We start from the raw sequence: 13,595 nt of genomic DNA, 5'->3' as shown, positions 1-13,595 counted from the left end.
CCTTGAGATAGTTAGTTAGTCAAATTATATGCTTGCTCGTTTTGCACCCAAGCGTGTGCAAAGGTTCCGCACAACCCTTTCACGGCCCCGGAGTCGTGATTCGCGTTACCCGCTACCGTCCTGCAGCACCGCCACGATCGCGTCCACGATACGGCTGGCCATCAGAGTTTTCGAACCGTGCTCCAATGCGGACTCCGTGCCGTCGGCCGCCAGCAGCCACCCGTCGTTGTTGTCCACTTCGAACGCCCGATTCTCGCCGACGGCGTTGACCACCAGCAGATCGCATCCCTTGCGCCGCAATTTGGTTCGGGCGTGGAACAGCACATCGCCGTTCGCGTCGCCGGTCTCGGCGGCGAACCCGACGATGGCGCGCATGTTGGGCAGCTGGCCGTCGGTCCGTGCCCGGACGGCGCCCGCGAGCACGTCGTCGGTGCGGGTGAGCTCGATGACCGGTGCCGCCGCATCGGGGTCGGCGGACTTCTTGATCTTGTTGGTTTCCACCTGAGACGGACGGAAATCGGCGACCGCGGCGGCCATCACCAACACATGCGCATCGGGTGCGTGCTTCGAGACGGCGTCCCTGAGCTGCGCAGCCGAGCCGATGTGGACCACGTCCACCCCCGCCGGGTCGATCAGGCCCGCGGTATTGCCTGCGATGAGCGTGACGTCGGCCCCGCGCTGTGCCATCACCCGCGCCATTGCATAGCCCTGCTTGCCCGAACTCCGGTTGCCGATGAATCGCACCGGATCGATCGGTTCGCGCGTGCCGCCGGCGGTGACAAGGACCTTGACGCCAGCCATGTCATACGGCAGGGCGTCTCCGCGCTCGAGTAGCAGGTGGGCGAGGGTGGAGATCTCCTCGGCCTCCGGCAGTCGGCCCGCGCCGCTGTCGGCGCCGGTGAGCCGCCCGGATGCCGGCTCCAACACCACCGCGCCCCTTCGCCGCAGCGTGGCTACGTTGTCCACGGTGGCCGGGTGCAACCACATCTCGGTGTGCATCGCGGGAGCGAAGAGCACGGGACATCGCGCGGTGAGCAATGTGGCGGTCAGCAGGTCGTCGGCACGGCCGGCGACAGCTCGCGCCAAGAGATCGGCCGTCGCCGGGGCGACCACGACGAGGTCGGCCTCCTGCCCGATCCGGACGTGGGGCACCTCGTGCACGTCATCCCAGACGCCGGTGTGAACAGGGTTACCGGAGAGCGCTTCGAACGTCGCCGCACCGATGAAGCGTAGGGCGGACTCGGTGGGAACGACGCGAACGGCGTGGCCCGCCTCGGTCAGCTGCCGTACGACGGTGGCCGCCTTGTAGGCGGCGATGCCACCGGCGACGCCGACGATGATCCGCTTGCGTTCGGTCACTTCAACCCTTCGCCCAAGGACTCATCGCCGGGCTCCTCCGCTACTCGCCTTCGGTGTGCTCGAGTAGGTCGCCGTGAATCTCGCGCATCGCGATCGACAGCGGCTTCTCCTGCAGACCGGGCTCGACCAGCGGTCCCACGTATTCGAGGATGCCGTCGCCGAGCTGGTTGTAGTAGTCGTTGATCTGGCGCGCGCGCTTGGCGGCGTAGATCACCAGCGCATACTTGCTGGACGCGCGGTCGAGCAGCTCGTCGATGGGCGGATTGGTGATACCCAGCGGGGTGTCATAGGCGCCGGCGCCGGGTGCGATGTCGTCGACAGCGGTCAACTGGGCGTCGGCGTGGGGGGTGGTCACGTAGAGGATCTCCAGACGGTTATGCGTGAAATTCGGGTGGCTCACCGCGGGCCACCAGCAAGGATACCAATTCAGAGCAGGCAGACTCCAATTCGCTGTTCACGACGACGACATCGAAGTCATTCTGAGCTGCCAGTTCGTCGCGTGCGGTGGCCAGTCGGCGGGCCATCACTTCGGCGCTTTCGGTGCCGCGCCCGATCAGCCGGCTCTCCAGGGCCTCCCAGCTGGGCGGCGCGAGGAAGACCGTGAGGACTTCCGGCATGGACTTCTTCACGGCTCGAGCGCCCGCCAGATCCACTTCGATCAGAACGGGACGGCCGGCCTCGATGGCCTCGCAGACGGGCGCCGCCGGGGTGCCCGACCGATGCAGACCGCCGTGGATCTCAGCCCATTCCAGCAGGGCCCCGCTGTCGATCAGCTCCTGGAACCGCTCTGCTGTGACGAACGAATAGTCGATGCCGTCGACTTCGCCCGGCCGCGGGGCCCGAGTGGTGACGGAAACACTGAAGTGCAAGTCGGGAACGCGGTCACGCAGACAGCGGACAACAGACGATTTCCCGACGGCAGAGGGGCCGGACAACACGATTGCCCGCCCGGCCCCCCGGCCGGCGCTCAACTTATGCGCCCGGAATTACTGGTCGAACTTTTCCAGCAGCGCCTTACGCTGGCGATCTCCCAGGCCACGCAGGCGGCGGGTCGGGGCGATCTCGAGTTCGGTCATGATTTCCTGCGCCTTGACCTTGCCCACCTTGGGCAACGCCTCCAGAAGGGCAGAAACCTTCATCTTGCCCAAGACCTCATCGGTCTCGGCATCCTTCAGCACCTGCTTGAGGTTGGTGCCGCCGCGCTTGAGCCGGTCTTTGAGCTCGGCACGTATGCGTCGTGCGGCAGCAGCCTTCTCCAACGCTGCCGCGCGCTGCTCGTCGGTCAACTGGGGAAGGGCCACGGGGTTCCTCCGTCTCTCACACCATCATTGTTTCTTTTTCGGCCGCTATGAAAATTCCACAACAGCCAGCGACGACGACCGTACCCACGCAACCTGACGAAAGCGAACCCCACCCCCTGGTTCTGACGCCAAAAGCCCAGCGTGTAAGGCAGGGCCGCCGTGAGAGCCGATGCGCCCAAAACGGCGCGAAAGCGTCGATTTGAGCCGTAGAGGGGCCGGATTCGCCTGCGTATCAAGGCCTTTCAGTCCGCTTGGAGGGGCTTACCGACCCACTCAGCCTGTGGCCTGGACCACACCTCGTCAGCGGTTCACGGTCGGTCAAGAAAATTTTGCCTGGTCACCGCATGTCGGGCGTGTCGCAGCCGCCTTACGGGCCGGTTCGGGCGGCTACGCGAGCGTCAATATTTGGTTTGAATGCAAAACTTCGGTTTGGGGACGTGGCGGACGGTGCCTATGAGGCTGATGTTGCTTGTGTCGTCACTGTTGTTCGCTGTTTGGTGGCTCGTCCGAGGCCGGCAACGAAATAGGATTCGCCGCGAGGAGGTCGTCGTGGCCACACGCGTCTGTCGATCCATCGCCCTGGTGCTCGCTCTGCTGGCCGGGGCGGCGTTGGTGAACGTCGCGAGCCCGGCGTGGGCCTGTGGCTGTGGGGCCTACGTCCCCGACAGCCCCGGCTCGTCAGTGGCCGACGAGCGCGCGCTGATCGCCTGGGACGGCAGCACTGAGGACATCTTGATGTCGCTGTCGGTGACCGGTTCGTCGGACCGGGCCGCGTGGGTCATGCCGGTGCCGTCCGCCGCGCGTATCACCCTCGGCGATACCGAGGTATTCGAAGCACTAGGCCAGCTCACTGCACCGAGGATCGAGTACCGCGATTCGTGGTGGCCGACCATTCCCTGGCTGGTGTGGGCGGGATCGCCGCCGGACACTGCGGGCGCACCGTCGGGCGCGGTCAGCGTGCTCGACCGCCAGCGTCTCGGGCCGTTCGACGTCACCCGGTTGGCGGCAGATGATCCGTCTGCGCTAGCAAAGTGGTTGAGTGACAACGGCTTTCCTCATCCGGACGGACTTAATGACAACCTGGCACCGTATGTCGCCGACGGTTGGGAGATCGTCGCAGTTCAGCTGGTACCCGCCGACGCGGGCGGTGCACTGACGGGGCCCCTTCAGCCGCTGCGACTTTCGTTCGAGACCGACACCGTCGTCTACCCGATGCGGCTGTCCCGGTCGGCGACGATGTCACAGCACATCGACCTGTACGTGCTGGCTCAGCATCGGATGGATCCGTCGACGCTTCCCGTGCCCGGCGACAAGCCGACTCTCGAATTCGCGGGCCGGATCGATCGCAGCGCCTCCCCCGCTTTGGCCGACTACGCCGGGGACGCAGCGTTTCTGACGAGGTGGAAGAACACGATCTGGGACCCCGCCTCGATCGAAAGTGACTACATCTTCGAGCAGGCGCCCGCCGATACGCCCTTCCAGCAGGTCGTCTATCGCACGCGCGACCGCGGCGACCTGACGTACCTGGTGTTGCTCGGCATACTCGGCGTCGGTGGCGTGGTGGCGATCGTCTTGCTGACGCGGCTCCTGCCGCGTAAGTCGGCGAAGCGTTAGCGCTTGAGCTCGACGACAAGCACCCACGCATTGGCCGTCGCCGCGACGAAACCCGTCGTCACAGCGGCGGTGACCCAGTACAAGCCGCCGCCACGCTGACACCACAGCGATACGGCCGCGACCATGAGCATCAGGTTGGGCAGCAGCAACATCAGCATCGAGGTCAGCACCTGAGTCCGGCGCGGGCCTGCCCGCTGGTGCCGCATCGCCACCACCACCATGGCGGCCGTCGCGACGCCGAGCACCGCCATTTCGATCGACAGCGCGTGCCTGCTCTGTCCGGGAGTCGCGACGAAGATCGCGGTCAGAAGAATCGCCACCGTCAGGCCCAGCGTCGCCGCGGCACGCGACGGCACGCGACGGCACGCCCGGATACTCGAGAACCTCCGACAGATTCAGCGACAATCCGACGAACAGCAGCCCCGCCAGTGCAGCCGCCCCGCCGGCGACAGTGTTGGCGAAATCGGTCCACGCCGCCAGGTCGTACGCGCTCATGCCAGGTAGGCCACCGCGTCGCGGAATTTCTCGGCAGCCGACCGCAGTTCGGCGACACCGGGTCCGGCACGCAGTATTTCCCGGGACACCGCCGGAAGCAGTTGACCGGCACGTGCCCCGCCGAGTCCGCCCAGCGCGTCCGGTCGTCCGCCCTGCGCCCCGACACCCGGCACCAGCACCGGACCGCCCAATGCGCTGACATCGGGCGGTTCGGCGAGCGTCGCGCCGACGACGACGCCGACAGAACCGGGTCCCGGCAAGCATTCGCGGTTGACCGCGGCCGCGGCGGCCACAATCGACTGCGCGACGGTTCGACCACCGGTCTCGGCGCGCTGCACGGTCGCGCCCTCGGGGTTGGATGTCGCGGCGAGGACGAAGACGCCGCGACCGTTGGTCTGTGCGGTGTCGAGCAGCGGCTGCAACGATCCGAAGCCCAGATACGGCGACGCGGTCACGGCGTCGGCGGCCAGCGGCGAATCACCCGCCCACGCATTGGCGTAGGCGGCCATCGTCGAGCCGATGTCCCCTCGTTTGGCGTCCGCCAGCACCAGCACACCGGCGTCGCGTAGCGCGGCAATGGTGTGTTCCAGCACCGTGAATCCCGCGGCGCCGTACGCCTCGAAGAATGCCACCTGCGGTTTGACGATCGCGAAGCCGGCGAACGCCTCCACACAGATATCGCAGAACCGTGACAACCCGTCGGTGTCGGCCCTCAACCCCCAGGCGCTCAGCAGCTCGGGATGCGGATCGATACCGGGACACAACGGCCCTCTGGCAGCGATCGCCTCGGCCAGCCGGGCCCCGAAAGCCGTCACGTCCCCAGCACGCTGTGCAGCTCCTGCAGCGACATCACGCCGATGTCCCCGCGGATGCCGGCCTCGATGCCCTGTACCGCAGCCGAGGCGCCCTGCACGGTGGTCACGCACGGGATGTTCATCGACACTGCGGCCGAGCGGATCTCGTAGCCGTCGATGCGCGGACCCGAGTTGCCGTACGGGGTGTTGATCACCATGTCCACTTCGCCCGAGCGGATCAGGTCGACCGCCGACGAGGCGGGTCGGCCCTCCCCTGGCTGCTCGAAGTGCTTGCGTACTTCGTCGCACGGAATGCCGTTGCGGCGCAGCATCTCCGCGGTGCCCGCGGTGGCCAGCACCCGGAATCCCAGATCGGCGAGCCGCTTCACCGGGAACACCAGCGAGCGCTTGTCCCGGTTGGCGACGGAGACGAAAACGGTGCCCTCGGCTGGCAACGACCCGTAGGCCGCGGTCTGGCTCTTGGCGAAGGCGCTACCGAAGTCGTGGTCGATACCCATCACTTCGCCCGTGGACTTCATCTCGGGGCCGAGCAGCGAATCGATCTGCGAACCGTCGGCCTTCCGGAAGCGATGGAAGGGCAGCACCGCCTCTTTGACCGCCACCGGTGCGTTACGTGCGGTCGTCGCACCGTCGCCGGTGGGCGCAAGCACGCCTTCTTCGCGCAGCTGGGCGATGCTGGCGCCCAACATGATTCGCGCACAGGCCTTCGCCAGTGGAATCGCCGTCGCCTTGGACACGAATGGCACCGTTCTGCTGGCGCGCGGATTCGCCTCGAGCACGTATAGCACGTCGTCCTTGAGCGCGTACTGCACGTTGAGCAGGCCGACGACGCCGATGCCGTGCGCGATCGCCTCGGTCGCACGCCGCACGGACTCGACGTCACTGCGGCCCAGGGTCACCGGCGGCAGCGCACAGGCCGAGTCGCCGGAGTGGATGCCGGCCTCCTCGATGTGCTCCATGACGCCGCCGATGTACACCTCAGTTCCGTCGCACAGCGCGTCGACGTCGATTTCGATGGCGTCCTCGAGAAATCGGTCCACCAGCACCGGATGTTCCGGTGAAAGTTCGGTGGCCCTGGTGATGTAGCCCTCGAGGGTCTCCTCGTCGTAGACGATCTCCATGCCCCGGCCGCCCAGGACGTAGGACGGCCGAACCAGCACCGGATAACCGATGTCGGCGGCGATGCGGCGGGCCTGCTCGAAGCTGGTCGCGGTGCCGAACCGGGGCGCAGGCAGTCCGGCGGTGTTGAGCACCTCCCCGAACGCACCACGGTCTTCGGCCAGGTCGATCGCCTTGGGGCTGGTGCCGACGATCGGCACACCAGCCTTCTCCAGACGTTCCGCGAGGCCGAGCGGCGTCTGGCCGCCGAGTTGCACGATGGCGCCTACGACACCGGGGCCTCCTGCGCCGGAGGCGGATTCGGCGTGGTAGACCTCGAGCACGTCCTCGAATGTCAGCGGTTCGAAGTACAGGCGGTCAGCGGTGTCGTAGTCGGTGGAGACCGTTTCCGGATTGCAGTTGACCATGACGGTCTCGAATCCGGCCTGGCTCAGCGTGGTGGCGGCATGGACGCAGCTGTAGTCGAACTCGATGCCCTGCCCGATGCGGTTGGGCCCGGAGCCCAGGATCAGCACCTTGGGCTTATCGGTCTGGGGGGCGACCTCACTCTCGGCTGCGGGGTCGAGTTCGTAGCTGCTGTAGTGGTAAGGGGTCTTGGCTTCGAACTCTGCCGCACAGGTGTCGACCGTCTTGTACACGGGATGAATGCCCAGCCGGGTGCGCAGGGACCGCACACCGATTTCGCCGGCCAATTCCGGTCGCAGGGCTGCGATTTGACGATCCGAAAGGCCGTGATACTTGGCGCGCCGCAGAAGGTGCTCGTCGAGCACCGGGGCGTCGACCAGCTCGGCGCGCAGCGTGACGAGCCCGGCGATCTGTTCGACGAACCACGGATCGACACCGGAGGCCTCGGCCACTCGCTCGACGGTGGCTCCCTTGCGCAGCGCCAGTTCGAGGTCGTACAGCCTCCCGTCGGTAGGCGTCCTCAGGCCCGTGAGCAGGTCATCGACGGAAACGTCGGGGTCGGGCTTCGTCCAGAACCCGGCGCGACTGGTTTCCAACGACCGCATCACCTTGCCAAGCGCTTCGATGAAGTTGCGGCCCAACGACATCGCCTCACCGACGGATTTCATGGTCGTGGTGAGTGTGGCGTCTGCGCCGGGGAACTTCTCGAAGGCGAAGCGGGGCGCCTTGACGACGACATAGTCCAGGGTCGGCTCGAAGCACGCCGGCGTTTCCTTGGTGATGTCGTTGACGATCTCGTCGAGGGTGTAGCCGATCGCCAGTTTCGCGGCGATCTTCGCGATCGGGAAGCCCGTCGCCTTCGACGCCAGCGCACTGGAACGCGAGACGCGGGGGTTCATCTCGATGACGATCAGGCGCCCGTCGGCTGGGTTGACGGCGAACTGGATGTTGCACCCGCCGGTGTCGACACCGACCTCCCGCAGGATGTCGATGCCGAGACTGCGCATCTTCTGGTACTCGCGATCGGTCAGCGTCATCGCCGGCGCCACGGTGACCGAATCGCCGGTGTGCACGCCCATCGGGTCGAAGTTCTCGATCGAACAGACGACCACCACGTTGTCGTGGCCGTCGCGCATCAGCTCGAGCTCGAATTCCTTCCAGCCGAAGATCGATTCCTCGATCAGGACGTTGGCGCTCGGCGATGCCGCCAGCCCTTCGCCGGCCATCCGGTCCACATCCTCTGCGGAGTAGGCCATGCCCGAACCGAGCCCGCCCATCGTGAACGAGGGCCGCACCACCACCGGCAATCCGAGCTCGGCGACCGTCTCGCGGACCTCGTCCATCGTGAAACACACACGGGAGCGGGCAGATTCGCCGCCGACCTTGCTGACGATGTCCTTGAACTTTTGTCGGTCCTCGCCCCGCTGGATCGCCTCGAAATCCGCGCCGATGAGCTCGACACCGTAGCGTTCGAGCGCGCCGTTCTCGTAGAGAGCGACAGCGGTGTTCAAGGCGGTCTGCCCGCCGAGGGTGGCTAGCAGTGCGTCGATCTTGTTGCCGCGCTCGGCCTGTTGGGCGATGACCCGTTCGACGAACGCCGGGGTGATCGGTTCGACATAGGTGTGGTCGGCGTACTCGGGGTCGGTCATGATGGTCGCAGGGTTGGAGTTGACCAGGCTGACCTCCATGCCCTCGGCACGCAGGACACGACAGGCCTGCGTTCCCGAGTAGTCGAACTCACAGGCCTGGCCGATGATGATCGGTCCGGAGCCGATCACGAGCACGTGGTTCAGGTCGCGGCGCTTCGGCATCAGCGGCCCTCCGCCATCAGGTCGACGAACTGGTCGAACAAGTAGTTCGCATCGTGTGGGCCCGCAGCGGCCTCGGGGTGGTACTGCACCGAAAACGCTCTCCCATCAACCAGTTTGATGCCCTCGACGACGCCGTCGTTGGCGCAGGTGTGACTGACGATCGCGGTACCGAAGTCGGTGTCGAACGTCTCACCGGCCTCACCTTCGAGTGCGAACCCGTGGTTCTGCGCGGTCACCGCGACCCGGCCGGTGGCGTGGTCCATAACGGGCACGTTGATGCCACGGTGACCGAAGACCATCTTGTACGTCGAGCGTCCCAGCGCGCGGCCGAGAATTTGATTGCCGAAGCAGATCCCGAAGAGTGGTATCCCCGCGCCGAGGACTTCCCGTGTCACACCGACGATGTGGTCGGCGGTGGCCGGATCGCCGGGCCCGTTGGAGAGGAACACTCCGTCAGGTTTGAGGTCGGCGATCTCGTCGTACGTGACCGTCGACGGCAGCACGTGGCTGCGGATGCCGCGGCTGGCGAAGTTGCGCGGCGTGTTGGTCTTGATGCCCAGGTCGATCGCCGCGACCGTGAAGCGTTGGGCGACATCGGGTTCGACGATGTAGGTGGTGTCGGTGCTGACCTCGCCGGCCAGGTTGGCGCCCAGCATCGACGGCTGATCGCGGACACGCCCGAGCAGTTCGTCGACTCCCCCACCTGCACTGGCGAGCGCATCTCCGGAGAACACTCCGGCCTTCATCGAGCCGAGGCTGCGCAGGTGCCGTACCACGGCGCGGGTGTCGATGCCCGCGATGCCGACGATGCCCTGACGGACGAGCTCATCGTCGAGAGTGCCTGTCGCGCGCCAGTTCGAGGCCCTCGGGGACGGATCGCGTACGGCGTAGCCGGCCACCCAGATCTTGTCGCCGCGGCTCTCGGCGTCCTCCTGGTTCCAGCCGGTGTTGCCGATCTGCGGGGCGGTGGCGATCACGATCTGCCCGTGATAGCTCGGGTCGGTCAACGTTTCCTGGTATCCGGACATACCGGTGGAGAACACCGCCTCACCGAGCGTCTGGCCGATGGCTCCGAACGCGGTGCCGGTGAAGATGCGCCCGTCCTCGAGCACCAGCACCGCCCTGCTCGTGCTCATGCGGTCTCCAGCCACGGCTCGTATGCCGCACGGTTGTCGGCGCGGAACCCGGTGTCGATCTCGGTGCCCGATGGCAACCGCCACCGGATTGCGAGAATGCCCTCGTGGGGCTGCGCCTTCCCCCGGGTCCCTCCGCTCCTGCCCCCAGGGATGACCCTACCGGCGACGCCCCGTTCGGTGCGGATCGCGGTGATCGACTCTTCGGGTATCCAGATCGGTCCTGCGCCGCTGCGCTGCAACATGATCCCTTCGGGGTAGCGGGTCAGCACCGCCTTGTGGCGGAATGCGAGATCTCCGACGGCGACGCGGTCATTCCAGTGCGGGACGAGCGTGCTGCCGACGTACAGGCCTTTGGTGGCAGAAACAATCGCCGACCCCACCGTGTCGGGCAGTGGCGGCAGCGTGCCGATCAGTTCGGCCTGCCGCTCGGCGCGGCGACGCCAGCCACGCAGCATCGCCTGGATGATGATGGCGATCAGCACGGCCAGCACCGCGGCCATGATCAGCGACCCGACAAGGGTTCCGGTGTTCATGCGCGATCCACCTGCGCTACTCGCTGGCCGTTCATGCCGGACTCTTTCCGTCGCGCGCGGTGACCTTGCCCCGCAACAACGTCAGCGTCACCGTCGCAGGCAATTCCATCGATTCGTACGGCGTGTTGTCGGAGCGGCTCGCCAACTCTGACCCCTCCACCGTCCACGTAGCGTCGGGATCGACGACGGTCAGGTTGGCGGGCTCGCCTATCTCCAGCGGCCGGCCCTGATCCGGCAATCCGACGATGCGGGCGGGGTTCTCGCTCATCACCCGGGCTACGTCGCGCCAGGTGAGCAGGCCGGGACGCACCATGGTCTCGACGACCACCGACAGCGCGGTCTGCAGGCCGAGCATGCCCGGGCGCGCGTGGGCGAACTCGCACATCTTCTCGTGCTCGGCATGCGGCGCGTGGTCGGTGGCGACGCAGTCGATCACCCCGTCAGCGAGCGCCTGACGTAAGGCCTCGGCGTCCGACGCTTCGCGCAGCGGTGGGTTCACCCGGTTGCGGCCGTCGTAGGAAGCCAGGCGCGTGTCGTCGAGCAGAAGGTGGTGCGGCGTCACCTCGGCGGTGATCGAAATACCTTGCTCCTTGGCCCATCTGACGATCTCGACGGTGCCCGCCGTGGAGGCGTGGCAGATGTGTACCCGCGCGCCGGCATCGCGGGCCAGCAGCGCGTCGCGGGCGACGATGGATTCCTCGGCCGCACGCGGCCAGCCCGCCAGACCCAGCAGTGCGGCGTTGGGCCCCTCGTGCGCGACGGCGCCGACGGTGAGGCGGGGCTCTTCGGCGTGCTGGGCGATCAAGACACCGAGGCCCGTCGCGTATTCGAGTGCGCGGCGCATGATCAGCGGGTCGTGGACGCAGATGCCGTCGTCGGAGAACATCCGTACCTGTCCGGCGCCGTCGGCCATCATGCCCATCTCGGTGAGCTGGGCACCGGCCAGACCCATCGTCACCGCACCGACGGGATGCACGTCGACCAGCCCGACCTGCTGGCCGCGGTGCCAGACGTGGTCGGTGACGACCGGGCTGTCCGCGACCGGGTTGGTGTTGGCCATGGCGAACACCGCGGTATAGCCACCCAAAGCCGCTGCAGCCGAGCCGGTTTCGATGTCCTCGGCATACTCTCGGCCGGGCTCGCGCAGATGGGTGTGCAGGTCGACGAATCCGGGAAGAAGAATCTGACCGGTGGCGTCGACGACATCGGCATCGTCGGGAACATCGAGCCCGGCCCCGATGTCGGCGATCTGGCCGTCCGAGACGAGCACGTCGACCCGGTCACTCTCGCCGTAGAGCCGCACCCCGCGGATCAGGACGCTCATACGCTGACCGCTTCCAGCTCAGCGCCCACCAGCAGGTGGAACAACACCGCCATTCGGATATGTACACCGTTGGAAACCTGCTGCAGGACAGCCGATTGCGGCGAATCAGCGACGGAGAACGCGATCTCCATACCGCGCACCATCGGGCCGGGGTGCAGGACTACCGCGTTACCCGGAAGCAGTGCCTGGCGCTTCTCAGAGAGGCCGTAGAGCACCGAGTACTCGCGCGCGGATGGGAAGAATCCGCCGGTCATCCGCTCGGCCTGCACACGCAGCATCAGCACCGCATCGGCGACGGGCAACTCGGCGTCAAGGTCGTGCGACACGGTGACCGGCCAGTCTGTCACCCCGACCGGTAGCAGCGTGGGCGGGGCGACGAGCACCACTTCTGCGCCGAGCGTGTCGAGCAGCAGCACGTTGGACCGCGCGACCCGGCTGTGCAGCACGTCGCCGACGATGACGACGCGCTTGCCTTCGATGTCGCCAAGCCGTTGGCGGATGGTCAGCGCGTCGAGCAGTGCCTGCGTCGGGTGCTCGTGAGTGCCGTCGCCGGCGTTGATCACCGACGGGCCGGACCCTTCCCCCGGTCGCTTCGCTCCTGCCCCCGGCAAGTGCTCGGTGCGTGTCCACTCGGCAAGCTGCTGGGCCGCTCCGGAGGCGGGGTGGCGGATGATCAGGGCATCGGCCCCGGCGGCACGCAGGGTGAGGGCGGTGTCACGAAGCGACTCACCTTTGGAGACAGAGGATCCCGATGCGCTGACATTGATGACGTCGGCACTCATCCACTTGCCTGCGACCTCGAATGACACCCGCGTGCGGGTGGAGTTCTCGTAGAACATCGTGATGATGGTGCGGCCGCGAAGCGTCGGCAGTTTCTTGACCTCGCGGCCGAGCAGCGCCTGGCTGAACCGGTCGGCGTTGTCGAGAATCGCCAGCGCTTCGGTCCGTGACAGGTCGCCGGCCGAGAGCAGGTGCTTCATCTTGGGGGCCCTCCCTGCGGTGCGATCCAGATCCCCTCGACGTCGTCGTCTTCGGTGAGACGGACCTTGACGTTCTCGGCCCGCGAAGTCGGCACGTTCTTGCCGACGTAGTCGGCGCGCAGGGGAAGCTCCCGGTGACCGCGGTCGACGAGGACTGCGAGCTGGACGGCCCGGGGCCGACCGATGTCACGCAGTGCGTCGAGCGCCGAGCGCACGGAGCGACCGGTGTAGAGGACGTCATCGACCAGGATCACGAGCGTGCCGTCGATGCCGCCCTCAGGTATCGAGGTGTCCTCCAACGGCCGGGGTGGCTTGCTGCCGAGATCGTCACGGTAGAGCGTGATGTCGAGCCCGCCGCGGGCGACGGTGACGTCGGAGAATTCCTTGATCTTCTCGGCCAGCCGAGCGGCGATGGTCACGCCACGGGTGGGAATGCCGAGCAGGATGACGGTCGGAGCATCGGGACCGTCGAGTGCGGTCTTCTCGATGATTTGATGGGCCATGCGGGAAATGGTCCGGCTGACGTCCGCAGCGGACATCAGTTCCCGGTCGGTGCCAGGCGCGCCCAAAGACCCTGACCTCCTTCTCCGCCTCTCAGGACGGCTCTTTAAAGGATGTCGAAACTGCGGGGAGCTTAGCACCTGCATTTCGGCCGGCCACACACGACACCATCGGTCCCCGGTGCTTCAGTACGCTGACGTCG

At 66.7% G+C, this 13,595-nt stretch carries 13 protein-coding genes; 1 reads left to right on the top strand and 12 read right to left on the bottom strand.

Annotation, left to right across the window (positions count from 1 at the left end):
* Window positions 1–105: 105 nt before the first annotated feature.
* Genes coaBC through mihF form a run of 4 tightly spaced genes read right to left on the bottom strand, consistent with a single transcriptional unit; the run spans window position 106 to window position 2,660 of the window.
* The gene (gene coaBC, locus G6N42_RS05825) at window positions 106–1,359 is read right to left on the bottom strand and encodes a bifunctional phosphopantothenoylcysteine decarboxylase/phosphopantothenate--cysteine ligase CoaBC (protein WP_163727311.1); all 1,254 of its coding nucleotides are present in this window, start codon (window positions 1,357–1,359) and stop codon (window positions 106–108) included.
* 40 nt (window positions 1,360–1,399) lie between these two features.
* Window positions 1,400–1,714, bottom strand: coding sequence for a DNA-directed RNA polymerase subunit omega (rpoZ, locus tag G6N42_RS05820; protein WP_163727306.1), 315 nt, complete (start codon window positions 1,712–1,714; stop codon window positions 1,400–1,402).
* Between the two features lie 19 nt (window positions 1,715–1,733).
* The gene (gene gmk / locus G6N42_RS05815; RefSeq protein ID WP_163727303.1) at window positions 1,734–2,330 is read right to left on the bottom strand and encodes a guanylate kinase; all 597 of its coding nucleotides are present in this window, start codon (window positions 2,328–2,330) and stop codon (window positions 1,734–1,736) included.
* A gap of 15 nt (window positions 2,331–2,345) precedes the next feature.
* Window positions 2,346–2,660 carry an integration host factor, actinobacterial type gene (mihF, locus tag G6N42_RS05810; RefSeq protein ID WP_006244838.1) on the bottom strand — a complete coding sequence of 105 codons (315 nt, stop codon included), beginning with the start codon at window positions 2,658–2,660 and terminating at the stop codon, window positions 2,346–2,348.
* Between the two features lie 549 nt (window positions 2,661–3,209).
* Between mihF and G6N42_RS05805 the strand changes: the two genes are divergently transcribed.
* A complete protein-coding gene (locus tag G6N42_RS05805; RefSeq protein ID WP_163727300.1) occupies window positions 3,210–4,274 on the top strand; it encodes a DUF2330 domain-containing protein in 1,065 nt (354 codons plus the stop codon).
* On the opposite strand, the gene G6N42_RS05800 is transcribed toward G6N42_RS05805, so the two are convergent.
* From G6N42_RS05800 to pyrR, 8 genes are all read right to left on the bottom strand, one after another.
* Window positions 4,271–4,630 carry a hypothetical protein gene (locus tag G6N42_RS05800; protein WP_163727297.1) on the bottom strand — a complete coding sequence of 120 codons (360 nt, stop codon included), beginning with the start codon at window positions 4,628–4,630 and terminating at the stop codon, window positions 4,271–4,273. The genes G6N42_RS05805 and G6N42_RS05800 overlap by 4 nt on opposite strands.
* Before the next feature lie 135 nt (window positions 4,631–4,765).
* Window positions 4,766–5,584 carry an orotidine-5'-phosphate decarboxylase gene (gene pyrF, locus G6N42_RS05795; protein WP_163727293.1) on the bottom strand — a complete coding sequence of 273 codons (819 nt, stop codon included), beginning with the start codon at window positions 5,582–5,584 and terminating at the stop codon, window positions 4,766–4,768.
* Window positions 5,581–8,919: a carbamoyl-phosphate synthase large subunit gene (gene carB, locus G6N42_RS05790; protein WP_163727290.1), complete on the bottom strand. Its 3,339-nt coding sequence runs from the start codon at window positions 8,917–8,919 to the stop codon at window positions 5,581–5,583. The genes pyrF and carB overlap by 4 nt, the downstream gene beginning before the upstream one ends.
* Complete coding sequence (gene carA, locus G6N42_RS05785; RefSeq protein WP_163727287.1) at window positions 8,919–10,055, bottom strand: glutamine-hydrolyzing carbamoyl-phosphate synthase small subunit; 1,137 nt, start codon at window positions 10,053–10,055, stop codon at window positions 8,919–8,921. The genes carB and carA overlap by 1 nt, the downstream gene beginning before the upstream one ends.
* Window positions 10,052–10,588, bottom strand: a complete 537-nt coding sequence (locus G6N42_RS05780) for a PH-like domain-containing protein (RefSeq protein WP_163727284.1) — start codon at window positions 10,586–10,588, stop codon at window positions 10,052–10,054. The genes carA and G6N42_RS05780 overlap by 4 nt, the downstream gene beginning before the upstream one ends.
* A 31-nt stretch (window positions 10,589–10,619) precedes the next feature.
* On the bottom strand, window positions 10,620–11,912 hold the full coding sequence (locus G6N42_RS05775) for a dihydroorotase (RefSeq protein ID WP_163727283.1): 1,293 nt from the start codon (window positions 11,910–11,912) through the stop codon (window positions 10,620–10,622).
* Entirely contained in the window at window positions 11,909–12,892 is a 984-nt protein-coding gene (locus G6N42_RS05770; RefSeq protein ID WP_163727282.1) for an aspartate carbamoyltransferase catalytic subunit, read from the bottom strand. The genes G6N42_RS05775 and G6N42_RS05770 overlap by 4 nt, the downstream gene beginning before the upstream one ends.
* Window positions 12,889–13,461: a bifunctional pyr operon transcriptional regulator/uracil phosphoribosyltransferase PyrR gene (pyrR, locus tag G6N42_RS05765; RefSeq protein WP_286201636.1), complete on the bottom strand. Its 573-nt coding sequence runs from the start codon at window positions 13,459–13,461 to the stop codon at window positions 12,889–12,891. Before pyrR ends, G6N42_RS05770 begins: the two co-directional genes overlap by 4 nt.
* Between the last annotated feature and the right edge of the window lie 134 nt (window positions 13,462–13,595).

The organism is Mycobacterium gallinarum (genome assembly GCF_010726765.1).
GTDB lineage: Bacteria > Actinomycetota > Actinomycetes > Mycobacteriales > Mycobacteriaceae > Mycobacterium > Mycobacterium gallinarum.
This window is presented reverse-complemented; position numbering and strand designations above follow the sequence as displayed.